The sequence below is a fragment of the Kutzneria sp. CA-103260 genome, from assembly GCF_018263855.1.
In the GTDB taxonomy this organism is placed as follows: Bacteria; Actinomycetota; Actinomycetes; order Mycobacteriales; family Pseudonocardiaceae; genus Kutzneria.
Genome location: NZ_CP073318.1, coordinates 6,356,972 through 6,379,832, shown reverse-complemented (window position 1 = coordinate 6,379,832; position 22,861 = coordinate 6,356,972). Strand labels below are relative to the sequence as shown.

The following is a 22,861-nucleotide window of genomic DNA, read 5'->3' as shown; positions in this document are numbered from 1 at the left end:
CGCCCTTGTCGAGATCGGCAGATCTAGGCTGTGTCAGAGCCGTCGGTGTGGCACGAGTCGTGGGGCGAGGCAGGGTGTATCGGTGTTGTTCTAGTTGCTCCTGAGGCGGGGCGTGTTGTTATAGTTGCAGGTAGAGGACGTGGATAGCGGAGAAATTCCGCCTTACAAGCGGAAGGTCGCAGGTTCGAAACCTGCTGCGCCCACCCACTCTGGGACACGTGTGCCCGCGGAGAGCGCGGGCCTTGTCGTGGGTCCTTCGTATCTGGGGGGCGACCCCCAGACCCCCGATGTGGGGGCTCCGCCCCCACGCCCCCGGGCGGGCTCGGCTGCGCCATCGCGTTAGGGCTCGGCTGCGCCATCGCGGTTGGGGGCTCGGCTGCGCCATTGCGGGCCGGGGTGCTTCCCTTGGCCCTTTGTTTTTCCTATGCCGAAGCGGTCAGCTCTGCTTGTTGTGCCAGGTCCAGGTGGTGCGGGTGTAGAGGGGGCGGAAGGAGGGGAGGGTGGCGCCGCCGAACATGTCTGCGTAGGGGCCGTGAATGAAGAGGCTGCCGGTGGCGACGAGGTGGTCGGAGGACCAGGCGGCGTAGGAGCGCCAGGCAGGGCGGCCGACGGTGGAGGCGGCCATGGGGATCAAGGTCTCGTCCATGCCGAAGGCGCTGATCATGGTGGTGGCCCAAGCGGTGGACCGGGCGGCGTCGACAGGGCCGATGCGCAGGGAACTGTCGGCTGGCGAGACGAGGACGTCGGAGACGGGACAGCCGAGTTTCACGTAGCGGGAGCCCTCGGTGAGGTTGAGCTCGGCGGCGATGGAGGGCCACGAGGAGGGCAGCTCGGACGGGGCGATCATGATGGAGCCGGCGGAGACGCCGGAGGAGCGGAAGAAGTCGCAGACGGCGGCGACGAGGTCGAGGGTGACGGGAGTGTCGCCGCCGAAGCCGCCGGCCCTGTTCAAGAAGCACGAAGAATCGGCGCGGACGGCCAGGGCCTGCACGGAGCCGGCGTTCAGGGTGCGGATTCCCAGGTGGGACAGCACGTCGGCGGGGGCGCCGCCGGCGAAGTCGGCGTAGGCGCCGATCTCGGCGCGTTCGGCCAGAACGGGGGACAGCTCCATGGGGACTGTCTAAACCGACGTCGGGCGGCCGGCAAGCGGAGCGACCTGAGGGGCGGGAATCTGGGGCCCGTTGGGACATGAGATGTCACAACTCGTGGGCTTGTCCGGTCTTGGCTGGCATGGACACATTGGACGATCTTCGCCGACATCTGCAGTGGGCGATCGAACTTGAGCACTCGACGATCCCGCCGTACCTGTGCGCGCTGTACTCGCTGGACGGGGACCGGAACCCGGAGGCGGCGCGGGTGATCGGGAGCGTGTTCGTCGAGGAGATGCTGCACCTGGCGCTGGCCGCGAACCTGCTGAACGCGGTGGGCGGCCGGCCGCGGCTGGACGCGAAGGAAATGCTGCCGGAGTACCCGTACCCGCTGCCGCACAGTGACGGATCGGTGCTGGTGCAGCTGGTGCCGTTCGGCCCGGAGGCGCTGGACCTGTTCCTGCACATCGAAAAGCCGGCGTCGGCGGAGGCGCCGCTGCAGGCGGACGGGTACCGGACGATCGGACAGTTCTACGCGGCCATCGAGGCGGGGATCCGCGGGCTGTGCGAGAAACTGGGGGAGGAACAGGTGTTCCGGGGCGACCCGGGGCGGCAGGTGGGCGAGATGCACTTCCACGGCGGCGGCGGGAAAGTCATGCCGGTCAACGATCTCAAGTCGGCGCTGGCGGCGTTGGCGGAGATCGTCGAGCAGGGAGAAGGGGCGGCCCGGACGGACGTGTGGGACGGCGACCGGGACGTCTTCCACCCGGAGCGCGCGGAAGTGGCGCACTACTACCGTTTCCAGGAACTCAAGCACGGCCGCCGCTACCAGGCCGGGGACACGCCGCAGTCGGGGCCGACGGGCGAGGTCATCGGCGTCGACTTCGACGGGGTGCTGCCGATGGGACGCAACCCGCGCGCCGAGGATCATCCAGTGGGCAGTCAGATCCGCTTGGCGCAGCACGAGTTCAACACGACCTACTGCGTGCTGCTGGCGATGCTGGAGGAGACCTTCAACGGCAACCCGGCGCAGATGGGACCGGCGGTGCGCCAGATGTACAAGCTCAAGGGGCAGGCCCAGGCCCTGATGAAGATGCCGACGGGGCAAGGGAGAACCACCGCCGGCCCGAGCTTCGAGTACGTGCCGCCGGAGCATCGGGCCTAGCTAGCCCAGCCGCGCCGGCAGTTCCTCGTGCCCGTTGGAGAGGAACGAACGCATGTGGGTCAGCTCCCCAGCCGGCACGGCCAGCGACAGATCGGGGAAGCGGGTGAACAGGGCCTCCAGGGCGATGGTGGCCTCCATACGGGCCAGCGGCGCGCCGAGGCAGTGGTGGATGCCGTGCCCGAACGAGATGTGCTGCTTGAGCTCACGGCCCAGATCGAAGTCGTCGGCGGTGCCGCCGAACACGGCGGGGTCGCGGCCGGCGGCGGCGTAGGCGGCGAGAATGGCGTCACCTTCGGGAATGACCACGTCGCCGAGGTCGATGTCCTCGACGGCGTAGCGCAGCGGCAGATAGGGCACAGGAGCTTGCCAGCGCAGGGTTTCCTCGACCACCTCGGACCAGGTGCGCTCACCGGAGCGGACCTGGGCCAGCTGTGCCGGATGCGTGAGCAGCGCGGTGATGGCCTGGTCGAGCAGGTTGACGGTGGTCTCGTGGCCGGCGGTCAGCAGCAGGATGAGGGTGTCGACGACCTCCGCGTCGGTCAGCCGCTCGTGACGATCCGAGGAAGCCTCGATTATGGCGGTGGTCAGGTCGTCGGCCGGATGGGCCCGCTTGTCGGCGGCCAGATCGGTGAAGATGCGGTACATCTGCTCGGCGCTGGCCTGCGCCTCCGCCGGACTCCGGGTGGTGTCGAACACGGAGTCGACGACGCGGCGCAGGTCGTCCCGGCGTTCCGTGGCCACGCCGAACAGTTGGCAGATCACGGCGACCGGCAGCGGATAGGCGAACCGGGCCCGCAGGTCTGCCACGGGACCGTGCGCGGCGAGATCGTCCAGCAACGAGGCGGTGATCTGCTCGATCCACGGCCGGAGCGCGGCGGTCCGCCGGGCGGTGAAGCCGCTGGCCACCAGCGACCGCAGCCGCTGGTGGTCCCGGCCGTAGGCGGTGAACATGTTCCGCACCGACACCCAGATCCGCAGCGGCCAGTCGGCGGCGATCTCGCCGGCCCGCCACGCGGCCCAGTGCAGCTCGGGATCCTTCGACACCCGACGGTCCAGCAGCAGCGACTTCAGCGTCTCCAGGTGCGGCACGGCCCAGACCCGCACGCCGCCGGGAAGTTCCACCGGCACGGCGGAACCGGCGTCCCGCAGCCGGGCGCCCTCGCCGGGGATGTCGGCGCCGTCGATGTCGAGGGAGTACATGCGGCCATGCTGCCCCGGAAAAACGCCGCCGTCATCGTCCGTGCGAATACGGTTTATCGTCCGAACGATCCGAGTCGGCGTCGCACGCGGTCACTGTCGGCGTCGCGGAACTGGGCCTGGTACAAGGCCAACGCCTCCCGCCACCGTGCTGAGGCCCGTGCGCGGTCGCCGAGGCCCAGGTGCCGTTCGGCCAATCGGTCGAGTGTGTCGGCCTCGTCGTGGGTGTTGCCGAGCTCCCGGTACAGCGCCAACGCCTGCTCATAGTGCCGCACCGCCGCCACGTCGGAGCCGAGGCGGCCGAGGTTGTCGAGTGTGTTGGCCTCTCCGTCCCGATTGCCCTGTTCACGGTGCAGTAGCAGCGCGGCCTCGCAGGCGAGACGGGCGTCGTCGAGCTTGCCGACCCGGGCGCTGATCAGGCCGATCTCGTTGAGGGCAGTGGCTTCCCACGCCGGCGCGGCTAGTTCCCGGTACAGCGCAAGGGCGTCGGTGGCGTGGCTGAGGGCCTGCTCGTCGTCGCCGGCCCGTGCCAAGGCGCGCGCCAGCGCGATGTGGGAATGGGCCCGCTCCGGCACGTCCTCGGCGAGTTCCAGTGATTGCCGGAGATGGAACAGCGCCCGGGCGTTCGAGCCGACCCGGGCGAAGGCCCGCCCGAGCAGCCGGTGGGTGCGCTGCCGCAGCCCGGGATCGCCGACCTGGTCGGCGGCGTCCAGCGCGAGCAGCCAGCAGTCCAGATTCACCGACAGATGCCCCTGTCGGCGATGGAAGGTCGTCAACGCCCAGGCCAGCCGCCACACCTCCAGATGCCAGCCGCGGCGGACCGCCAATTGCAGAGCGGCGAGCAGACAGGCGTGCTCGGCGGTGAACCATGCCAGTGCGGAGTCCTTGTCCGGCAACAGAAGAGGCTCAACCTCGATCGGCTGCCGATGCGGGTCGAGCAGGTGGTCGCCGCCGCAGGCGGTGCGGACACAGGAGTCGACCAGACGGCGCAGCGCCACGTCATCGGAGCCGGCCTGGTCGGCGGCGTACAGGGCGATCAGGTCGTGCAGCCGCCAGCGATCCGGCACGTCCTGGTGCAGCAGCGAAACCCGTTGCAGGGCGCGGAGAACGGATCGGGTCCGGGCCGGCGGCAGGCCGGTGAGGGCGGCCGCGGCGGCCAGGCCGATATCGGGGCCGGGGGCCAAACCCAGCAGCCCGAACACCTTCGCCTGCTCCGGTGGCAGCGCGACGTACGAGCGGGCCAGCACCGCGGGCAGGCTGGCGGCCGGGTCGGCGTCGTCGAGGGCGTCCAAACCGGACTCCCGCAACTCGTCGGCCAGCACCGCCAGCGGGAAGTCGGGCTGCGCCTCGGCCCGCCCGGCGACAATGCTCAGCGCCAGCGGGAAACCGCCACAGCGGGACAACAAGTCCTGCACCGCAACGGGTTCGGCCGAGCCGACCCGACCGGTCAGCAGTTCCCGGGACTCCTCCGCAGTGAGCACGTCCACGGCCAGCGCACGGGCCCCGTGCGCGGTGACCAGGCCGGGCAGCCGATCCCGGCTGGTGACCAGCACAGTGCACGTCGGCGTGCCGGGTAGCAGGGGCGCCACCTGCGCGGTGTCGACCGCGTTGTCCAGCACGATGAGCAAGCGTCGACCGGCGACCAGGCTCCGGTACAGCCCGACCTGCGCGTCGAAGCCGACCGGGATCCGCGCCGGCGCGACGCCGAAGGCGTCCAGGAAGCCCCGCACGGCCACCTGGGCGGCCATCGGCTCGCCGGCGGCGGCGAATCCCCTGAGGTCGACGAACAGCTGCCCGTCGGGATGGCGCTCGGCGTTGCGGTGGGCCCATTCCAGCGCCAGCTGGGTCTTGCCGATGCCGCCCGGCCCGTGCAGCACAGTCACCATTGTGGACGGTCGGTCCAGCGCCGCCAGCAGGGCCGACCGCCCGACGAAGCGGCCGACACCGGGCAGTTGGTGCGGTACCGGGAACTGGTCGGGCAGGGCGATCTCGCCGGCGAGCACCTGCCGGTGCAGCTGTTGCAACGCCGGACCGGGATCCGTGCCCAGCTCCTCGGCCAGCAGCCGGCGGATCCGGTCGTACTCCCGCAACGCCTCGGCCTGGCGGCCGTTGCGGCCCAGGGCGAGCATGAGTAGTCCGCTCAACCGTTCGTCCAGGGGATGCTCCGCAGCCAATGCCGCCAGCGCGGCCAGCACGCCAGCGTGTTCGCCACGTCGAAGCCGCACCTCGGCGAAGTCCAGCCGGGCCGCAAGGTGCTCGGTGGTCAGCAGGGTGCGCTGCTCGTCGAGCCAGTCGCTGGTCGTGCCGGCGAACGGTTCCCCGTCCCACTCGGCCAGCGCCCGGCTCAGCCGGTCGGCCATCGTGGCGTCGTCGCCGGCCGCCGTGGCCTCGGCCCGAAGCCGGCGAAAACGGTGCAAATCAACCGAATCGGCATCGGCGGTCAGCACGTAGCCGCCGGAACGCTGGGCCAGGCCGACGTTCTCGATGCCGGCCAGCACGGTCCGCAGCCGGGACATGTAGGTGTACAGCGTGTCGCGCGGACGGCCGGGGGCCTGCTCGCGCCACATCCGGTCCACCAGGGTGTCCAGCGGCACCACCCGGCCGACGTCCACCAGCAGCGCCGCGAGCAGGCAGCGTAGCCGCCGGTGCCCGATATCCACGGGCTGGTCGTCGCGCAGCACCCGGATCTCACCGAGCAGCCGGAACCGAACCGTCACCACCGGCAAGGTACGTGAAGGGTCCTTGCAAGCTCGATCCGGCACGCTCGTCGCGGACGGGAGGCGGCCCGTCCCGCTGCCCCAGGGAGTCGGGGCCCTGGGGCAGCGGCAGTCAACGCGCGCGCGATTCCCGTTATCCGGCCGCGGCAAACCACCGTCCACAACGGACGATGTGACCACCGTCGCAGTGCGAATTCGTTTCCGGTCGGCCCCAACGAATGTATGAAATAAACCCGCAACATTTGTGATCCGAATCACAAGCCACTGTGTTCTCCTTTCGAATTCGCTGCTACGTTCGGTCGAATGCTCGACAGCGATCAGGTGGCAATCGAACGGCCGTCCCCGGTGGACGGTCGTGAGCTGTGGCGTCTCGCCCGCGATTCGGCGGTGCTCGATCTCAACTCGTCGTACGCCTATCTGTTGTGGACGCGGGATTTCGCGGACACCTCGGCGGTGGCCCGCGGCGCGGCCGGCGCCGTCGGGTTCGTGTCGGGGTACCGGCGCCCGGATGGCCTGGACACGCTGATGGTGTGGCAGGTCGCGGTGGCCGAGTCGCACCGGGGGCGTGGCCTGGCCCGGGCGATGCTCGACGAACTCGTCGGTCGGGTGCGGCCCCGGTTCCTGGAAACGACCATCGCCCCGGCCAACGACGCCTCTATTCGCCTGTTCACCTCGCTGGCCCGGGCCCACGACGTCGAACTGGCGCGCTCCGCGCTGTTCACTCCCGAGCTTTTTCCGGACGAGCACGAGGCCGAGCAGCTGTACCGCATCGGACCGTGGCCGAACAATCCAAGGGACTCATCGTGAGCATCTTCGACACCCTCGAATCCGAGGTGCGCAGCTACTGCCGGTCCTGGCCGGTGGTGTTCGACCAGGCCGTCGGCAGCACGCTGAGCGACGAGCAGGGCCGGCAGTACCTCGACTTCTTCGCCGGCGCGGGAGCGCTCAACTACGGCCACAACAACCCGCTGCTCAAGCAGCCGCTGTTGGAGTACCTGGCGGCCGACCGGGTCGTGCACTCGCTGGACATGAACACCGTGGCCAAGCGCGAGTTCCTGGAGACCTTCGAGGAACTGGTGCTGCGGCCCCGGGACCTGGACTACCGGGTTCAGTTCCCCGGTCCGGCCGGCAACAACGCCGTCGAGGCCGCGCTGAAGCTGGCCCGCAAGGTGACCGGCCGTGAGGCGGTCGTCAACTTCACCAACGCCTTCCACGGCATGACCCTGGGCGCGCTGTCGGTCAGCGGCGGCTCGATGAAACGCGGCGGGGCCGGCATTCCGCTGGTGCACGCCACCCCGATGCCCTACGACAGCTACTTCGACGGCCAGTACCCGGACTTCCTGTACTTCGAGCGGCTGCTCGACGACAAAGGCAGCGGCCTGAACCGCCCGGCCGCGGTGATCGTGGAGACGGTGCAGGGCGAGGGCGGCATCAACACCGCCCGCTTCGAGTGGCTGGCCGGGCTGGCCGACCTGTGTCGCCGGCACGACATCCTGCTGATCGTCGACGACGTGCAGATGGGCTGCGGCCGAACAGGGCCGTTCTTCAGCTTCGAGGCCGCCGGCATCACGCCGGACATCGTGTGCCTGTCCAAGTCGATCGGCGGCTACGGCCTGCCCATGGCGCTCACGCTGATGCGCCCGGACCTGGACGTCTGGGAGCCCGGCGAGCACAACGGGACGTTCCGCGGGGTCAACCCGTCGTTCGTCACGGCGAAGGCGGCGCTGGAGCACTACTGGGCCGACGACTCGCTGGAGAAGGGCACGCTGGCCAAGGGCGAGCAGGTCGGCCGGGCTCTGCTGGAGCTGACCCAGACCGTGGACGGTGTGGAGGCTCGTGGCCGCGGGCTGGCCCGGGGACTGGCCTTCCAGCGCACCGAACTGGGCAATCAGGTGGCGGCGGCCGCGTTCGAGCGCGGGCTGCTGGTCGAGACGTCCGGGCCGGACAGCGAGGTGGCCAAGCTGATGCCGCCGCTGACCATCACCGACGACGAGCTGGCCCGGGGCCTGGACGTGTTCGCCGACGCGGTGCGGGCGGTGGCCGCGTGATCGTCCGCTCGCTGCACGACCTCGACGGCACCAACCGCGACGTCGTGACCCCGAACTGGCGCAGCAAGCGCATCATTCTGGCCGGCGACGGGGTCGGCTTCTCCATGCACGAGACCGTGCTGAAAGCCGGCACTGTCAACGACTTCTGGTACGCCAACCACGTCGAGGCGGTGCTGTGCGTCGAGGGTGAGGGCGAGCTGACCGACAAGGAGACCGGCGAGGTCTTCCAGCTCCGCCCGGGCACCCTCTACCTGCTCGACGGGCACGAGCGGCACCAGGTGCGGCCCCGCACCGACATCCGCACCGTGTGCGTGTTCAACCCGCCGGTCACCGGACGCGAGGTGCACGACGAGAACGGGGTGTATCCACTGATTCGCAGTGAGGAGCTGCCGACATGACAACCGCTGTCACCGACCGCTATCCGACCCGCGGCCGGGCGCCGGCCGGCCCGATCCCGCGGACCGAGCCGGTGGTCTGGACCGGGCCGGGCACCGGGCCCATTCCCGACGCGGTGGTGGATTCCTATGACAGCTCCGGCTTTCTGGCCATCGAGCGGCTGATCAGCCCGGCCGAGGTGCAGGCGCTGCGCCAGGAGCTGGCCCGGCTGTGCGCCGACGAGGCGGTGCGCCGGGACGAGCGGGCCGTGGTGGAGAAGGACTCGGCCGCCGTGCGCTCGATCTTCGAGGTGCACAAGATCAGCGAGCCGATCGCCGCGCTGGCCCGGGATCCGCGGATCCTGGGGCGGGTGCGGCAGATCCTCGGCTCCGAGGTCTACGTGCACCAGAGCCGGGTGAACCTGATGCCCGGCTTCACCGGCAAGGGCTTCTACTGGCACTCCGACTTCGAGACCTGGCATGCCGAGGACGGCATGCCGCTGATGCGGGCGGTGAGTGTGTCCATCGCGCTGACCGACAACTTCCCGTACAACGGCGGGCTGATGCTGATGCCCGGCTCGCACCGGACCTTCGTGCCCTGCCCGGGCGAGACGCCGGACGACAACTACCGGGAGTCCCTGCGGGAGCAGGAGATCGGTGTGCCGAGCCAGCAGGCGCTGACCGAACTGGCCACCACGCACGGCATCGAACAGTTCACCGGCCCGGCCGGGTCGGCGCTGATGTTCGACTCGAACTGCATGCACGGCTCCGGCAGCAACATCACGCCGTTCCCGCGGTCGAACGTCTTCCTGGTGTTCAACAGCGTGGACAACGCCCTGACCGACCCGTTCGGCGCGCCGCGGCCGCGGCCGGACTTCGTGGCCGGCCGGGACTTCACGCCGCTCGGCTGAGCTCCCCCTGTGCGCCAGCCGTGACCACGGTCACGGTTGGCGCACAGGTGCGCGGTGGTGCATAGTTGGTCTGAGACGACCGGTCATTTTCAATGAACGAAGGGGAGCTGGCCGTGAGCACGTATCGGGCGTACGAGGTGACCGGGAAGCGGGACTTCCGGCTGGTGGAACGGGAACTGGTGGACCCGGCGCCGGGTCAGGTGCGGATCCGGGTGGAGGCCAACGGCGTCTGCCACTCCGACGCGGTGACGGTCGAGGGCCAGCGGCCCGACCCGAGCGTGCCGGTGGTGCCGGGCCACGAGATCGTCGGCGTGATCGACGCGATCGGCGAGGGCGTGCGGATCTGGCAGGTCGGCGACCGCGTGGGCGTCGGCTTTCTCGGCGGGCACTGCGGGGTGTGCGAATTCTGCCGCCGCGGCGACTTCGTGAACTGCGCTGACCAGCCGTGGACCGGCATGTCGGTGGACGGCGGCTACGCGGAAGTGGCCTACGCCAAGGCCAGCGGCCTGGTCCGGGTGCCGGACGTGCTGCGCGCGGTGGACGCCGCCCCGCTGGTGTGCGCCGGCATCACCGTCTTCACGGCGATCCGCGAGATCAACGCCCGGCCCGGCGCGCTGGTGGCGGTCCAGGGCATCGGCGGCCTCGGGCACCTGGCCGTCCAGCAGGCCAACAAGCTCGGCTACGAGGTGGCGGCGATCGCCCGCGGCACCGACAAGGCGCAGCTGGCCGCCGAACTCGGCGCGCACCACTACATCGACAGCACCGTCAAGGACCCCGCGGCCGCGCTCAAGCGCCTCGGCGGCGCCGCCGGCATCGTGGCCACCGCGTCCAACGTGGCGTCGATGTCCCCGCTGGTGGCCGGCCTGGCCCCGCGCGGCCAGCTGCTGGTGGTCGGCGCGTCCGCCGATCCGCTGTCCGTGCAGGGTCTTGACCTGGTCTTCGGCACGCGCACGGTGAAGGGCAGCCTCACCGGCACGTCGATCGAGAACGAGGACAACCTGAAGTTCGCCGCCGCGCAGGGAATTCGGCCGATGGTCGAGGTGCTGCCGCTGGCCGAGGCCCCGAAGGCCTACGAGCACATGATGTCCGGCGCGGCCCGGTTCCGGGTGGTGCTGGACACCACCAGCTGATCGGCTCAGACCTGGCTCAGCACGAGGTCGGCCAGTGCGGACTGGCCGTCCTTGTTCAGGTGCAGCACGGCATCCGGCCCCTCCTGGCCGGGGGTCAGCGCGTCGAAGCCGCGGTAGAACGGAGTTCCGGCCTGGCACAGCGAATGTCCGGCGAAGGCGTCGACGAGGTGGGTGGAGTCGGCGGCGTACTCGCTGACGTACCCGGTGTCGGGCCCGGCCTGGGCGGTGGTGTCACGCAACGTTTTGTCCAGCTGGCTGGCCAGAACGTTGCCCTGGGCCCGTTCCTGCGGGCTGAACACGCCGGCGTCGCAGATCGGGTCGAGCTGGCCGTCGGCGTTCGGGCCGGCGGTGAGCTGGCTGCCGTAGCCCGTCAGCACGATCTTGGCGTGCGGGCTGCGGTCGTGGATGTCCCGGAACAGCTGGGCCAGGTTCTTGGCCATGTCCGGTAGTTCGGCCGTGATGGCCTGGGTCGGCGCGCCGGAGCAGTCGCCCTGGATGCACAGCCCGCCGTACGCGGCGTAGCCGATGTCGTTGGTGCCGATGGTCAGCAGCACGATAGCGGTGTCCACTTGCAACGCGTCCAGCTGCGGCGGCTGGCCCAGAAACTCCTGGTGCAGATCGGAAGTCGCCGCGCCACTGCACGCGACATTGGTGAACTGCACGCTGGTGCCCCGCGCCCGCAACCGGGCGACGACCTGCTCCGAGTAGGAGTTGGCGCTGCGCCAGCAATTGCCCTCAGTGCCGGCCTCGTAGTCGCCGGCGCCGGTGCCCGACGCGTACGAGTCACCCATGGCCACCACGTGCAGCGGACCGATGGAAGCGAAGGCCGCCGGGGCCGTGGCGACGGCAGCGAGCGTGGCCAGGGCGGCGACGAGAAGTCGTGTCAACTTCGCTCCCGTGCTCGTACGTGACTGCCGAGTGATCGTCACCGTACTCCCGGAAACCGGGCGGCACCGCCGAAACACGCGGAGTTCAGCCGCGGCGGGCACACCAGCCGGTTCGGCCCGCGCGCCGAACCGGCCAGTGAGGCCACGCCGACCACGCTCACCCGCCCGTTGGTCACCGCTGACACCGTGTTCACCTGCCGCACCAGGTGGGTCGGCGACCGCATGTCGGTGCGCGGGCAGACCATCAGCCCGATCTCCTTGGTGGCACTGGCGATGTGCGTGGCCGGTGCGACCGGGTCGGGTCGTTGGAACGCCGCCGGCAGCAGCGCCTGGTCGATGCCGGCCGCCTCGGCCGTTCGGCAGAACGTCACCGGATCGGTCTCGGCCGGCAGAATCCAGTGGAACCGCATGCGCATCGCCGCATGCTAGGTCGGCCGCGGCCGGCGCCGGTATGGCTTGTTCTCCCCAGGTGTCCGTGCCTTTGGAATACCTAGGTAATCGACGGCCGATTTGTTGCCGGTGGCACGCGTCGCTGCGATAATCAGCCGCCGTCGAGTGGATTCTCGTTGACCGCCACCAACAGGCCACATGATGTGCTCTCGTCATGCTAATCGCGGAGGAGCCATGGGCGAAGGGCCGATGTAATCGCTTGCAGGCCATACCTCGTCGGGGCGGCGGAGGGAGAATCGACAATGCTGGCACCGGCTCGGCTCAACGTCGTCCTCCAGCACCAGAACCGGCTGGTCAGGGAACTGATGGCGACGCACCTGACGAGGGAGCCCGGCGTCACGCTGGCCGGCACCGTGGCCTCGGCCCCCGAACTGGTCCAACTGTGCCGGCTGTGCCGGCCCGAGGTGGCGGTCTTCCAGGCTGACCCGCCGCGCTGGAGCAACGACCGGCTGGTGTCGCTGCTGCTGGAGCCGGGACGGCGGCTGCGGATGGTCGGCGTGCACGAGATGCTGCCGGCGGCCTACGTGATCCGGGCCTACGAGGCCGGCATCAGCGCGCTGGTGTCGTCCAACCGAGGCCTGGACGCGTTGGTCGAGGCGATCAAGGTGCCGTCGGCGGCGGTGGAGATCACCCGGCTGGACAAGGGAAGACGTCAGGCGCTGACCACTCGCGAGCTGGAGGTGCTGTACCTGATCAGCGCCGGCTACGCGCCCCGGCAGGTCGCCGCCGAGCTCGGCATCAGCCCGCACACCGTGGAACACCACAAGCAGCGCATCTTCGCCAAGTTGGACGTGCACAACCAGGCTCACGCGGCGGCAAGTGCCACCCGGCTGGGGCTGATGGCCTCGGTGATCGAACTGCCCCGGCAGGAACGCGGCCAGGATCTGCTTCGCGTGTGCGTGCTGACGCGCGACGAGGGCTGCCTGCTCGCCGACCGGGTGCGGCGAATCCTGACCGAGCACGACATCCCGGTCGTCGGCGCCGACGAGCCGGGGGTGGCCACGGTGTTGGTCGACCCGGAACCCGGGGACTGGCAAGCGCTTACCGGCGGCCGCTCGGCCCCGGTGGTGGTGGCCAGTCGGCAACTTCCCCTGCAACACGGGCTGGAGGTGCTGGCGGCGGGCATCACTGTGCTGCCCGCGGCCAGTGTCGACGGGATGATCGTGCCGGCGGTGCGGGCGGCCGGCCAGGGCTATCTGATGGTGCACGCGGTGAATTCCCGGGCCATGCTGGGCGTCGCACGTGGTGCGGACCGTACTTGGTGGCGGTGGCAGCTCTCGCTGACCCGGCGGGAACAGGAGATCATCGCCTCCATCGGCCGCGGTCACTCGGCCAAGCAGACCGCCCGCCTGCTCGGGATCTCCGTGCGTACCGTGGAAAACCTCCAGAGCAGCCTGTTCCGCAAGCTTGGCGTGCACAGCAAGGCGGCGGCGCTGGCCGCGGCCCAGGATCTGGGGCTGCTGGAGGAATCCGACGGTGTCAGCTAGTTCAGCTTGAACGAGGCCAGCTGGCAGTCGTGGTCGACCTTCTGCTGCTGTGCCTCGGTGAGCCGCTGCGTCACGCCGTCGTCGTAGGTCCAGCCGGAGCCGAACGGTTCGATCGCGTGCACCGCGACGCCGTGACTGGTCAGGCAGGTCATGTAGACGTGGTACTGGTCGAGGTAGTGCGGATTCTTCGACTGGTCCAACTCCGGCGGCTGCAACGGGAGTTTGTCGGTGCACTCCTTGACCGCGGCCAACGACTTCGGGCTGTTGTCGTTCATGTCCGGGCTGTTGCCGGAGGTGTCGGCCACGCCGGCGTGCTGATCGGTGCCGTCGCCGCGCAACATCACGTGCCCATGGTCCTTCAGGCAGGCGTCGTAGCCCCGCCACGCGGCGTCGACCTCGGCCTGGCTGCTGTCCATCCGCAGCTGTGGACGTTTCGAATCGTCCGAAGTGGACGGTGTGCTGGTGGCGGTGCCGTTGGCAGTGGTGAGCGAGGCGACCTGCGGCGCCTGGGCCTGGGCGCCGCAGGCGGCGAGCGTCAGGACCGCGAGCGCCGCACCGGCGAAGAGCGTGAACCTCATGCCGGCCACGATGGCAGGCGATTGTGAGGAACCTGTCAGCGAATTGTGCTGCCGCGGAAAGCCGTTCGGTACGCCGACGGCGTGGTCGCGGCCTCCCTGGCCAGGTGCAGCCGAAGGTTGGCCGCGGTGCCCAGGCCGCAGCGGCGGGCGATCTCGTCGATGCCGTGCTCGGTCGCCTCCAACAGCCGGCGGGCCTCCAGCAGCCGCTGCGCGGTGAGCCACCGCAACGGGGTCATGCCGGTCTCGGCCCGGAAGTGCCGGGCGAAAGTCCTTGGCGCGTAACCGGCATGGCGGGACAGGTCGTCCACGGTGATCGGCTCGGCCAGCCGTCGCACCGCCCAGGCGCAGGTGTCGGACAGCCGGTTGCCCTCGGGCAGCGGCCGGTCCACGAACTGGGCCTGGCCGCCGGAGCGGTGCGGGGCGACGACCATGCGGCGGGCGACCCGGGCCGCCCGCTCGGCCCCGTGATCGGCGCGGTAGACGTAGAGGCAGAGGTCGATGGCCGCCGCGATGCCGGCGCTGGTCAGCACCGGGCCCTCGTCGACGTACAGCACATCGGGGCGGACGTCGATCTTCGGGAACCGGGTGGCCAACTCGTCGGTGTGCTGCCAGTGCGTGGTGGCGGCGCGGCCGTCGAGCACGCCCGCCGCCGCGAGCGCGAACGCCCCCGTGCACACCGAGACCAGCCGGGCCGTGGTCGATCGGAGTGCCCGCAGCACCGGCTCGGGCGGGGCGTCCAGCGGGTAGAAGCCCGGCACGACAACGGTGTCCGCGCCGGCCAGGGCCTTGAGGCCGGCGGTCGCCTCGATGGCGAAGCCGGTGGTCGTCGGCACCGGGCCGGGCCGCTGGGCGCAGACCGTGAACTCGTAGCGGTCCCGCTCGGCGCGGTGGCCGAAGATCTGGGCCGGCACCGACAGGTCGAAGGCGACCAGGTCGGGCAGGGCCAGCGCGACGATCCGATGCATGGCAGGATCCTAGCGAACTGGGGCAGTCCTGCCACTCGTCGTCCGACCTGCTTTTGGTCAGGATCGGGGTATGGAAATCGGCTCGCTCGTCTTCGACGACATGGACCAGCTCGACTTCACCGGTCCGTTCGAGGTGCTGGTCCGCCTGCCCGGCGCGACCTACCGCAGCTACAGCCCGACCGGTGCGGCGGTGCGGGACGCCCGTGGCCTGACCATCGTGCCGGACGCGGCGATCGCCGACGCGCCCGCGCTGGACGTGCTGCACGTGCCCGGCGGCGGTGGCGTGGACGCGCTGATGGAAAATGAGGAAGTCCTGGCCTGGCTACGAAAGCAGTCCGGCGGCGTGGTGCTGTCGGTCTGCACTGGTGCGCTGCTGCTCGGCGCCGCCGGGCTGCTCAAGGGCCGCCGGGCGACCACGCACTGGGCTTCCGTGCACCTGCTCCCCGAGTTCGGGGCCACGGTCGTCGACGAGCGGGTCGTCGTCGACGGCGACTGGATCTTCGCCGCCGGCGTGACTTCCGGCATCGACGGCGTCCTGATGCTGGCCGCTCGTCTGCACGGAGACGAGGTGGCGCAACGGATCCAGCTCCATATGCAGTACGCGCCGCAGCCGCCGTTCAACGCCGGCACCCCGGCGACCGCTCCCGCCGCCGTGCTGGCGGCCGCGCGGGCCGATATGGCGGAGGTCACGCAGCGCCGGCTGGCGACGATCCGCCGGATAGTGTCGGAGCATGCTCACCCTTGACGATGTCCAGGACGCGGCCGCCCGGTTGAAGGGTGTCGCCTTCCGTACCCCGGTGGTGCGCTCCCGCACGTTGGACGGGCGGGCCGGCGCCGAGGTCTTCCTCAAGTGCGAGAATTTCCAGCGCGTCGGGGCGTTCAAGTTCCGCGGCGCCTACAACGCCGTGTCCCGGCTGACTCTTGAGCAGCTGAGCCGGGGTATCGCCGCGTACTCCTCGGGCAACCACGCCCAGGCCGTCGCACTGGCTGCCCGGGAGTTCAACAGCAGCGCGGTGATCCTGATGCCGGAGGACACCCCACAGTCCAAAGTGGACGCTACTCGCGGCTACGGCGCCGAGGTTGTCACCTACGACCGCTACACCGGCGACCGGGTGGCCATCGGCAACGCCCTGGCTTCGGACCGGGGGCTCACGCTGATTCCGCCGTACGAGCACCCGCACGTGATGGCCGGGCAGGGCACCGCCGCGCTGGAACTGGTCGAGGAGATCGGGCCTTTCGACACCCTCGTCGTGCCCATCGGCGGCGGCGGGCTCATCGCCGGCAGTGCCACCGCCGCCAAGGGCTTGGACCGGCGGATCCGCGTTGTCGGCGTGGAACCCGAGCACGGCAACGACACCAAGCTCTCGCTGGCCGCCGGCCACCGGGTCTCGATTCCCGTGCCCCGCACCATCGCCGACGGCCAGGCCGCCGACATCCCCGGCGAGCTCACCTTCTCCGTCAACCAGCGCCTGGTCGACGAGGTTGTTCTGGTCACCGACGACGAGATCCGCGATGCCATGCGCTTTGCCTTCGAGCGCCTGAAGATCGTGCTGGAGCCCAGCGGCGCCACCTCGCTGGCCGCCGTCCTCCAGGGTGGGCTGTCCGGCCGCGTCGGAGTGATCCTGTCCGGTGGCAACGTCAGCCCGGAGCGGTTCGCCGAGCTGGTGGGGTAGTTCCGTCCACAGTGGACTTCGATGGCCGGCACCCGACCGGGCGCGGTGGCCGGGTGCCGCCGGTTTCGACGCTACGCCGAACGGCTCGCCCCTGCACCCGAACGTCGACCGCCCGGCGCACCGGTTCTGCCTGATCAGCCGCCCTTTGTCGCACCTGAGTCACTCACATGGCCCCCGGGTCCCACGTGAGTGGCTCAGTTGCGTCCGGGCTGGTCATCTGAGCCACTCAGATGGGTTGCGGGGCGCAAGTGAGCTGCTCACGCACGCCGGCTACTGGCCCTAATTTATGAAATTTTCTGTCGCCGTATTGACATTCATCGGATGTTTGACCAGGGTGCGGGCTAAACCGGTTCGCTTCTGGAGGTCGATGATGACCGAGTTGGCTGGTCGTACCCGGCGGGACGCGCTGCGTCTCGGCGGCGCGTTGGGTGTGGCGGCGGCGATGACGGGGCTGAGGCCGTTCACGGCGCAGGCCGACCCGATCCGGCCGGCGGACGCCACGGTGGTGCCGGACGCCAGCGCGACGGCGTTGTGGTACCCCGCGCCGGCCGCCGAAGATCGGATCATCGAGCAGGGCCTGCCGGTCGGCAACGGCCGCCTCGGCGGCCTGGTCGGTGGTGATCCGGGCAGCGACTTCTTGTACCTCAACGACATCACGCTCTGGGCCGGCGACGTCAACGACGTCATCCAGGACGACGGACAGCTGAACTACGACTCCGTGCACTTCGGCACCTACAGCCAGTTGGCGAGAGTCGGCGTCGACGTGCCCACGCACGCCCTGGCCGGCGTGAAGGACTACCAGCGGCGCCTCGACCTCAGCAACGGCGTCGTGACCGCGAGCTACGTGTACAACGGCGTGCACTACCGGCGTGAGGTCTACACCAGCCACCCCGACGACGTGTTGGTCATCCGGCTGACCCAGTCCGGCGGCGGCAGCTACACCGGCTCGGTGTCGCTGGCCGGCACGCATGGTGAGACCACCGCCGGCGACTCGGGCGCGATCTCCTTCGCCGGCACCCTCGGCAACGGCCTCAAGTACGCCACCGTCGTCACGGCGAAAGCCAAGGGTGGCAACGTTTCCGTACAGGGCGCGAAGGTCGTCTTCACCGGTTGCGGCGAGGTGCTGATCGTCGTGTCCGGCGGCACCAACTACACCGCGAACCCCGAGACCGCCTTCAAGGACACTTCGGCCGACCCGCTGGCCGTCGCCCGGCAGAAGGCGTCGAAGGTCACTGATGTCGCTGGCGACGTCCTGCTGGCCACGCATGTCGCCGACTACCAGAAGCTGTACAACCGGATGACTGTCGACTTAGGACGGTCGTCGGCCGGGCAGCGGTCCATGGACACCTGGGCCCGGCTGTGGCAGCGGGCCGCCCCGCACGCCGAGCCCGACCCCGAGTTGGAGGCCTCGTACCTCCAGTTCGGACGGTACCTGGTGATCTGCGGCTCGCGGGACAGCCTGCCGCTGAACCTGCAGGGCCTGTGGGTGTCGAACAACAACCCGGACTGGTACTCCGACTACCACACCGACATCAACGTCCAGATGAACTACTGGCTGCCCGACCGGGCCGGCCTTTCCTCGTGCTTCAACGCTTTCGCCGACTACTGTGTGTCCCAGCTGTCCTCGTGGACCGCCACCACGCAGAAGGGCTTCAACGATCCCCGCAACCGTTTCCGCAACACCAGCGGCAAGATCGCCGGCTGGGCCGTCGCCTTCTCCACCAACCCCTACGGCGGCAGCGGCTGGTGGTGGCACCCGTCCGGCAACGCCTGGCTGTGCAACAACCTGTGGCAGCACTACGAGTTCACCCAGGACAAGGCGTACCTGACGAAGATATACCCGCTGCTCAAGGGGGCCGTGCAGTTCTGGGAGGCGCGGCTGATCGAGAAGGACGGCAAGCTCTACGACGACCACGACTGGTCGCCCGAGCAGGGGCCGCAGGACGGCATCGGCAACACGTACTCGCAAGAGCTGGCCTGGGACCTGTTCACCCACTACCAGGCGGCTTGTGACGTCCTCGGTCAGGATCAGGACTACGCCAGGACGATCACCGCCATGCGGGACAAGCTGTACCTGCCCGTGGTCAGCCCCACGACCGGGTGGCTGGAGGAGTGGATGTCGCCGGACAACCTCGGCGACACCAAGCACCGGCACCTGTCGCCGCTGATCGGTTTCTTCCCCGGTGATCGGATCCGGGTCGACAGCAGCCCCAAGGAGATCATCGACGGCGTCCGCAACCTGCTCACCGCCCGCGGCACGCAGAGCTTCGGCTGGGCCTGCGCGTGGCGGTCCGCGTGCTGGGCGCACCTTCGCGACGCCGACAAGGCGTACCAGCTGCTGCTCACCGTCATGACCCCGTCGGTCAACTTCGGCAACGGCAGCGCCGCCAACCTGTTCGACATGTACAGCTTCGGCGAGCGCACCATCTTCCAGATCGACGCCAACTTCGGCGCGCCCACCGCCATGCTGGAGATGATCGTCCAGTCCCGTCCCGGCCAGATCGACCTGCTGCCCGCCCTGCCGTCCGCGTGGTCCCGGTCCGGCCGCGTCACCGGCATCGGCGCCCGCGGTGGCTTCACCCTCGACCTGGAATGGCGTGACGGCAAGGTCACCGCCCTCACTCTGCACAGCGTCGGCGGCACCAAGACCCTGCTGAAGTCCGGCGCCTGGCAGCGCACCGTCACCCTCGCCGCCAACACCACCCAGAAGATCATCTGATTCCCGGCAGCCCCCGAGATTCCCGGCAGCCCCCGAATCGAGTCTAACGAACCAACCTGGCAGTGCCGGCCCCGTCGCTGGTCGGCCGGCACTGCCAGGTTCTCGTGGTTGGATTGGTCCGGGGGCTGCTCAGGTCAGGTCAGACCGCAGTCCGCGCAGGTCACGCAAGGCGGCCGCCGCCGTCCACGTGCAGGGTCGTGCCGGTGATGAACGGGTTGGTCAGGGCGGTGATGGCGGCCGCGGAGACATCCGAGGGGTGGCCGATGCGGCGGGCGGGGTTCTTGGCGGCGACGTCGGCGAAGAAGGCCTGCTTGTCGAGGTGGTCCCAGGAGCCGGAGTCGATGATGCCGGGGGAGAGGGCGTTGACCCGGATCGGCGCGAGTTCCACGGCCAGGGCCTCGGCGAGAGTGGCGACGGCGGCGTTGGTGGTGGCCATGACGGCCAGCCCGGGACTGGGCCGCCAGGCGGCGACGCCGGAGAACAGCAGGATGGAGCCGCCGGGGCGGATGTGGGGCGCGAAGTGCTTGGCCAGCAGGAGGGGGCCGATGACCTTGGCGTCGAAGGCGGTGTGCACGGCGTCGCGGTCCAGGCCAGACACGGGCCCGTTGGCGTGAGCGGCGGCGACGGACACGATGTGGTCGACCTCGCCCAGGTCCGAGGCGAGGCGGCGGATGGAGTCCTCGTCGGTCAGGTCAACCGCAGGGGTGGTGCTGCGTCCGGCGACGGTCACCTTCGCGCCCGAAGCGGTGAGGTCGGCGGCGAGTTGGGCGGCGATGCCGGAGCCGGCTCCGATGATCAGGATCTTCTGGTCGGTGAGGTTCATGCCTTCGACAACGCCACAGATCGCGACGCCAATCCCGTCGCGATCTGAATGTTTTCGAGGACAGCCATAGGATTGGCGAATGCCTACGCTTCGTGCCCTGGAATGCCTGGTCGCCGTGCTGGACGCCGGCTCGATCACGGAGGCGGCGGCCGCGCTGCACATGTCGCAGCCGGCGCTCTCGCACCAGTTGGCCGGACTGGAGAAGGAACTGGGCACCGCTGTGGTGGAGCGGCTGCCGCGAGGTGTCCGGGCCACCGTCGCGGGCCGGGCGATCGAGGCTGACGCCCGGGTCGCGCTGGCCGCCGCCGACCGTGTCGTCGCGACGGGTCGGGCGGTTGCCAATGGGGCTGCCGGGCAGCTGCGGATCGCTTGCGCGGAAAGCATGACCGCCGGTCTGCTCGCGCCGGTGCTGCGCCAGTGGCGACGGCGTCACCCCGACGTGCGGATCACTCTCACTGAGGCCGCCAGCGCGGATGTCCTTGTCCAGCAACTGGATTCCGGGCAGGCCGATCTGGCCGTCTGTCCACGGCCGAGCCGCTGGACCGGCCACAGTGGACTGATCGGCCACGAGGACGTCGTGGTTGTGCTGCCACAGGGACATCCGCTCGCCGAGCAGTCGGCGATCACCTTCGAGCAGTTGCGGGACGAGCCGATCGTGCACTACAGCCCGGAGAACGGACTGGCCGGCTGGCTGGATTCCGTGGCGGCGCAACAGGGTGTCCTTCTCGCGCTGACGATGCGCACTCGGCAGGCGGTCACTGCCGCCCAACTGGCCGCGGCCGGGGTGGGTGTCGCGATCGTGCCGCGGACGGCGATCGGTGGCCGGTTCGCCGGTGTGGTCGTGCCGATGGATCCGCCGCTCGTCCGTGACGTGGTCTGCCTGGTTGCCAACCCGGCCGATGCCCTGGCCCGCCGGTTCGAAGCCGCGGTCACGAGCCGTGGTGTCAGGGTGTCTTGACAGCGGATCGTGTCAGGCTAACCTGACAACCATGACCGAGCAGAACACGCCGGCCGAGTTGGCCGGCCAGATCACCAACAAGGACCCGGCGGTCGGATTGCGGGCCGTCGTGGCCCTGCGCCGGCTGCTGGAGGAACTGGAGCGCCTGCACGTGGACAGCGCTCGCGACCAGGGCTGGTCGTGGCAGGAGATCGCCACCGCGCTCGCGGTCAGCCGGCAGTCCGTGCACGAGAAGCACGCCAACCGCCGCAAAGCGGCCAACAAGGAGGCCTGAGATGTTCGAGAAGTTCACCGACCGTGCCAAGCGGGTGCTGGTGCTGGCCCAGGACGAGGCGATGGGGCAGGGGCACGACTTCATCGGCACCGAGCACGTGCTCGTCGGCCTGGCCGGTGTACGCGACACCGTCGCCGGGGAAGTGTTGCACGACAAGGGACTTACTTCCCAGTCGCTGCGCGAGGAGGTTGCCAGAGTGCTGACGGCCGAGGGTGTGCAGTCGACCGGGCCGCAGGCCGCCGTCGAGGCGCTGGCCAGCATCGGCATCGACGTCGAGGAGATCCGCCGCCGGGCCGACGAGACGTTCGGACCGGGCAGGTTCCACTTCCCCCGACCACCGTTCACGCCCCGGGCCAAGAAGGTCCTGGAGCACACCCTGCGGTCGTCGGTGGAGCTGGGCAGCGCCACCGTCGGCACCGAGCACATCCTGCTCGGCATCCTCTCTCTCGGCGAGGGCCATGCCGTCACCGTGCTGCGCAACCTCGACGTCGACGTCGATTCCCTGCGGCCCGCCGTGCTGGAGCGCCTCGGCCGTTGAACCGAACCGGGCTCCCGGCCGTCGTGGTGGGCGGACAGGGAGGAGTTGTTCCGGTGGGCGCAACCAAGACCAGCAATGCCGTCGCGGCGGCTCGCGGCGCCGCCAACGGCCGGCGGAACCTGATTCTCATCGCCGCGGTGGTGGTCATCGCCGCCGCCGTGCTCGGGGGCGTGGTCTACAGCCACGCCCTGGCCGACCAGCCGCAGGCCGGTGGGACCTACACCGCCACCTTGCAGTCCGACGGCACCGTCGTCGCCGGCAGTTCGACGGCCAAGGCCACGCTCGACGTGTACGAGGACTTCCTCTGCCCGTACTGCAAGCACAATCTGGAAGATCCCTACGGCAAGGCCATCACCCAGGCCATCGCCGCCGGCTCGTTGCGGGTCAACTACCACGTGCTCGATCTGCTGGACAACGAGACCACCCCGGCCGGGTACTCGCTGCGCGCCGGCAACGCCGCCCTCGCCGCCGCCAAGGCCGGCCGCTTCGCCGAGTTCCACGCCGCGCTGTACAACGCCCAGCCCACCGAGGGACAGGCCGGCTACACCAATGATCAACTGGTTGACATCGGCCGCAAGGCCGGCATCACCGGCCAGCAGTTCGCCGACCAGGTTCGCGGGGGCACCTTCGACACCGAGATCCGCTCCCAGACCGACAAGGCCCGGGACTCGGTGAACTTCAAGGGCACGCCCACGGTGCTGATGGGGGGCACTCAGGTGGACATCGCCAAGGCGGGCTGGCTGGCCCAGCTCACGGGCGCGGCCTGAGCAAGATCAACGCGCCGATCCTCACGTTGAACGTCAGGAATGACCCCTTCCTGACCATCGCCGACAAGATCAAGGCTCAATTCCTCTCGTTGGACGAGAGGAATGCCCCCTT

The 22,861-nt window shown here is 69.8% G+C and carries 22 protein-coding genes and 1 tRNA gene; 15 read left to right on the top strand and 8 right to left on the bottom strand.

The window, feature by feature from the left end; translation table 11 throughout:
- Window positions 1–108 precede the first annotated feature (108 nt).
- A tRNA-Val gene (locus JJ691_RS27985) sits at window positions 109–203 on the top strand.
- A gap of 233 nt (window positions 204–436) precedes the next feature.
- Here JJ691_RS27985 and JJ691_RS27980 read toward each other — a convergent pair.
- Window positions 437–1,111, bottom strand: coding sequence for a hypothetical protein (locus JJ691_RS27980; RefSeq protein WP_211762602.1), 675 nt, complete (start codon window positions 1,109–1,111; stop codon window positions 437–439).
- 119 nt (window positions 1,112–1,230) lie between these two features.
- Here JJ691_RS27980 and JJ691_RS27975 point away from each other — a divergent pair, with 119 nt between their 5' ends.
- Entirely contained in the window at window positions 1,231–2,253 is a 1,023-nt protein-coding gene (locus JJ691_RS27975) for a ferritin-like domain-containing protein (RefSeq protein WP_211762601.1), read from the top strand.
- Here JJ691_RS27975 and JJ691_RS27970 read toward each other — a convergent pair whose 3' ends face one another.
- Together JJ691_RS27970 and JJ691_RS27965 are read right to left on the bottom strand one after the other, a co-directional pair.
- Window positions 2,254–3,453: a cytochrome P450 family protein gene (locus JJ691_RS27970; protein WP_211762600.1), complete on the bottom strand. Its 1,200-nt coding sequence runs from the start codon at window positions 3,451–3,453 to the stop codon at window positions 2,254–2,256. It abuts the gene before it with no gap.
- Window positions 3,454–3,506: 53 nt separating this feature from the next.
- Complete coding sequence (locus JJ691_RS27965; protein WP_211762599.1) at window positions 3,507–6,167, bottom strand: AfsR/SARP family transcriptional regulator; 2,661 nt, start codon at window positions 6,165–6,167, stop codon at window positions 3,507–3,509.
- 303 nt (window positions 6,168–6,470) lie between these two features.
- Here JJ691_RS27965 and ectA point away from each other — a divergent pair, with 303 nt between their 5' ends.
- From ectA to JJ691_RS27940, 5 genes are all read left to right on the top strand, one after another.
- Window positions 6,471–6,974 (top strand): diaminobutyrate acetyltransferase, encoded by a 504-nt coding sequence (gene ectA, locus JJ691_RS27960; protein ID WP_211762598.1) that lies wholly within the window; start codon window positions 6,471–6,473, stop codon window positions 6,972–6,974.
- On the top strand, window positions 6,971–8,215 hold the full coding sequence (ectB, locus tag JJ691_RS27955; protein ID WP_211762597.1) for a diaminobutyrate--2-oxoglutarate transaminase: 1,245 nt from the start codon (window positions 6,971–6,973) through the stop codon (window positions 8,213–8,215). The genes ectA and ectB overlap by 4 nt, the downstream gene beginning before the upstream one ends.
- Window positions 8,212–8,613: an ectoine synthase gene (locus JJ691_RS27950; RefSeq protein WP_211762596.1), complete on the top strand. Its 402-nt coding sequence runs from the start codon at window positions 8,212–8,214 to the stop codon at window positions 8,611–8,613. The genes ectB and JJ691_RS27950 overlap by 4 nt, the downstream gene beginning before the upstream one ends.
- A complete protein-coding gene (thpD, locus tag JJ691_RS27945) occupies window positions 8,610–9,500 on the top strand; it encodes an ectoine hydroxylase (RefSeq protein ID WP_211762595.1) in 891 nt (296 codons plus the stop codon). The genes JJ691_RS27950 and thpD overlap by 4 nt, the downstream gene beginning before the upstream one ends.
- A 113-nt stretch (window positions 9,501–9,613) precedes the next feature.
- Window positions 9,614–10,630: an alcohol dehydrogenase gene (locus JJ691_RS27940; RefSeq protein WP_249227060.1), complete on the top strand. Its 1,017-nt coding sequence runs from the start codon at window positions 9,614–9,616 to the stop codon at window positions 10,628–10,630.
- A 5-nt stretch (window positions 10,631–10,635) separates the two neighbouring features.
- Here JJ691_RS27940 and JJ691_RS27935 read toward each other — a convergent pair whose 3' ends face one another.
- Complete coding sequence (locus JJ691_RS27935) at window positions 10,636–11,517, bottom strand: SGNH/GDSL hydrolase family protein (RefSeq protein WP_211762593.1); 882 nt, start codon at window positions 11,515–11,517, stop codon at window positions 10,636–10,638.
- Window positions 11,518–11,555: 38 nt separating this feature from the next.
- Complete coding sequence (locus tag JJ691_RS27930; RefSeq protein WP_211762592.1) at window positions 11,556–11,933, bottom strand: LLM class flavin-dependent oxidoreductase; 378 nt, start codon at window positions 11,931–11,933, stop codon at window positions 11,556–11,558.
- Window positions 11,934–12,209: 276 nt separating this feature from the next.
- On the opposite strand from JJ691_RS27930, the gene JJ691_RS27925 reads away from it, so the two are divergent.
- The gene (locus tag JJ691_RS27925) at window positions 12,210–13,454 is read left to right on the top strand and encodes a helix-turn-helix domain-containing protein (RefSeq protein ID WP_211762591.1); all 1,245 of its coding nucleotides are present in this window, start codon (window positions 12,210–12,212) and stop codon (window positions 13,452–13,454) included.
- Here JJ691_RS27925 and JJ691_RS27920 read toward each other — a convergent pair.
- Window positions 13,451–14,032 (bottom strand): hypothetical protein, encoded by a 582-nt coding sequence (locus JJ691_RS27920; RefSeq protein ID WP_211762590.1) that lies wholly within the window; start codon window positions 14,030–14,032, stop codon window positions 13,451–13,453. The genes JJ691_RS27925 and JJ691_RS27920 overlap by 4 nt on opposite strands.
- A gap of 35 nt (window positions 14,033–14,067) precedes the next feature.
- Complete coding sequence (locus JJ691_RS27915) at window positions 14,068–14,997, bottom strand: GlxA family transcriptional regulator (protein WP_211762589.1); 930 nt, start codon at window positions 14,995–14,997, stop codon at window positions 14,068–14,070.
- Between the two features lie 70 nt (window positions 14,998–15,067).
- On the opposite strand from JJ691_RS27915, the gene JJ691_RS27910 reads away from it, so the two are divergent.
- The 3 genes from JJ691_RS27910 (at window position 15,068) to JJ691_RS27900 (ending at window position 19,389) form a co-directional block, all read left to right on the top strand.
- Entirely contained in the window at window positions 15,068–15,742 is a 675-nt protein-coding gene (locus JJ691_RS27910) for a DJ-1/PfpI family protein (protein ID WP_211762588.1), read from the top strand.
- Window positions 15,729–16,670 (top strand): pyridoxal-phosphate dependent enzyme, encoded by a 942-nt coding sequence (locus JJ691_RS27905; protein ID WP_211762587.1) that lies wholly within the window; start codon window positions 15,729–15,731, stop codon window positions 16,668–16,670. The genes JJ691_RS27910 and JJ691_RS27905 overlap by 14 nt, the downstream gene beginning before the upstream one ends.
- Window positions 16,671–17,040: 370 nt before the next feature.
- The gene (locus JJ691_RS27900) at window positions 17,041–19,389 is read left to right on the top strand and encodes a glycoside hydrolase family 95 protein (RefSeq protein ID WP_211762586.1); all 2,349 of its coding nucleotides are present in this window, start codon (window positions 17,041–17,043) and stop codon (window positions 19,387–19,389) included.
- Between the two features lie 160 nt (window positions 19,390–19,549).
- Here the strand turns inward: JJ691_RS27900 and JJ691_RS27895 are convergent, their stop codons facing one another.
- On the bottom strand, window positions 19,550–20,212 hold the full coding sequence (locus JJ691_RS27895) for an SDR family oxidoreductase (RefSeq protein ID WP_211762585.1): 663 nt from the start codon (window positions 20,210–20,212) through the stop codon (window positions 19,550–19,552).
- Window positions 20,213–20,291: 79 nt separating this feature from the next.
- On the opposite strand from JJ691_RS27895, the gene JJ691_RS27890 reads away from it, so the two are divergent.
- The 4 genes from JJ691_RS27890 to JJ691_RS27875 are packed head-to-tail and all read left to right on the top strand — an operon-like array spanning window position 20,292 to window position 22,749.
- Window positions 20,292–21,170, top strand: coding sequence for a LysR family transcriptional regulator (locus tag JJ691_RS27890; RefSeq protein WP_211762584.1), 879 nt, complete (start codon window positions 20,292–20,294; stop codon window positions 21,168–21,170).
- A gap of 31 nt (window positions 21,171–21,201) precedes the next feature.
- The gene (locus JJ691_RS27885; protein ID WP_211762583.1) at window positions 21,202–21,444 is read left to right on the top strand and encodes a helix-turn-helix domain-containing protein; all 243 of its coding nucleotides are present in this window, start codon (window positions 21,202–21,204) and stop codon (window positions 21,442–21,444) included.
- 1 nt (window position 21,445) lies between these two features.
- The gene (locus JJ691_RS27880) at window positions 21,446–21,982 is read left to right on the top strand and encodes a Clp protease N-terminal domain-containing protein (RefSeq protein WP_211762582.1); all 537 of its coding nucleotides are present in this window, start codon (window positions 21,446–21,448) and stop codon (window positions 21,980–21,982) included.
- Window positions 21,983–22,035: 53 nt separating this feature from the next.
- On the top strand, window positions 22,036–22,749 hold the full coding sequence (locus tag JJ691_RS27875) for a DsbA family protein (RefSeq protein ID WP_211762581.1): 714 nt from the start codon (window positions 22,036–22,038) through the stop codon (window positions 22,747–22,749).
- The last annotated feature ends 112 nt before the right edge of the window (window positions 22,750–22,861 follow it).

What these genes read in the sequence shown, in the direction of transcription:
- JJ691_RS27890 (WP_211762584.1), top strand. Translation starts at nt 20,292, where the DNA reads ATGCCTACGCTTCGTGCCCTGGAATGCCTGGTCGCCGTGCTGGACGCC.
- JJ691_RS27930 (WP_211762592.1), bottom strand. Translation starts at nt 11,933, where the DNA reads ATGCGCATGCGGTTCCACTGGATTCTGCCGGCCGAGACCGATCCGGTG.
- JJ691_RS27975 (WP_211762601.1), top strand. Translation starts at nt 1,231, where the DNA reads ATGGACACATTGGACGATCTTCGCCGACATCTGCAGTGGGCGATCGAA.
- JJ691_RS27920 (WP_211762590.1), bottom strand. Translation starts at nt 14,032, where the DNA reads ATGAGGTTCACGCTCTTCGCCGGTGCGGCGCTCGCGGTCCTGACGCTC.
- JJ691_RS27895 (WP_211762585.1), bottom strand. Translation starts at nt 20,212, where the DNA reads ATGAACCTCACCGACCAGAAGATCCTGATCATCGGAGCCGGCTCCGGC.
- JJ691_RS27885 (WP_211762583.1), top strand. Translation starts at nt 21,202, where the DNA reads ATGACCGAGCAGAACACGCCGGCCGAGTTGGCCGGCCAGATCACCAAC.
- JJ691_RS27970 (WP_211762600.1), bottom strand. Translation starts at nt 3,453, where the DNA reads ATGTACTCCCTCGACATCGACGGCGCCGACATCCCCGGCGAGGGCGCC.
- JJ691_RS27915 (WP_211762589.1), bottom strand. Translation starts at nt 14,997, where the DNA reads ATGCATCGGATCGTCGCGCTGGCCCTGCCCGACCTGGTCGCCTTCGAC.
- JJ691_RS27925 (WP_211762591.1), top strand. Translation starts at nt 12,210, where the DNA reads ATGCTGGCACCGGCTCGGCTCAACGTCGTCCTCCAGCACCAGAACCGG.
- JJ691_RS27910 (WP_211762588.1), top strand. Translation starts at nt 15,068, where the DNA reads ATGGAAATCGGCTCGCTCGTCTTCGACGACATGGACCAGCTCGACTTC.
- JJ691_RS27880 (WP_211762582.1), top strand. Translation starts at nt 21,446, where the DNA reads ATGTTCGAGAAGTTCACCGACCGTGCCAAGCGGGTGCTGGTGCTGGCC.
- JJ691_RS27905 (WP_211762587.1), top strand. Translation starts at nt 15,729, where the DNA reads ATGCTCACCCTTGACGATGTCCAGGACGCGGCCGCCCGGTTGAAGGGT.
- JJ691_RS27900 (WP_211762586.1), top strand. Translation starts at nt 17,041, where the DNA reads ATGACCGAGTTGGCTGGTCGTACCCGGCGGGACGCGCTGCGTCTCGGC.
- JJ691_RS27980 (WP_211762602.1), bottom strand. Translation starts at nt 1,111, where the DNA reads ATGGAGCTGTCCCCCGTTCTGGCCGAACGCGCCGAGATCGGCGCCTAC.
- ectA (WP_211762598.1), top strand. Translation starts at nt 6,471, where the DNA reads ATGCTCGACAGCGATCAGGTGGCAATCGAACGGCCGTCCCCGGTGGAC.
- thpD (WP_211762595.1), top strand. Translation starts at nt 8,610, where the DNA reads ATGACAACCGCTGTCACCGACCGCTATCCGACCCGCGGCCGGGCGCCG.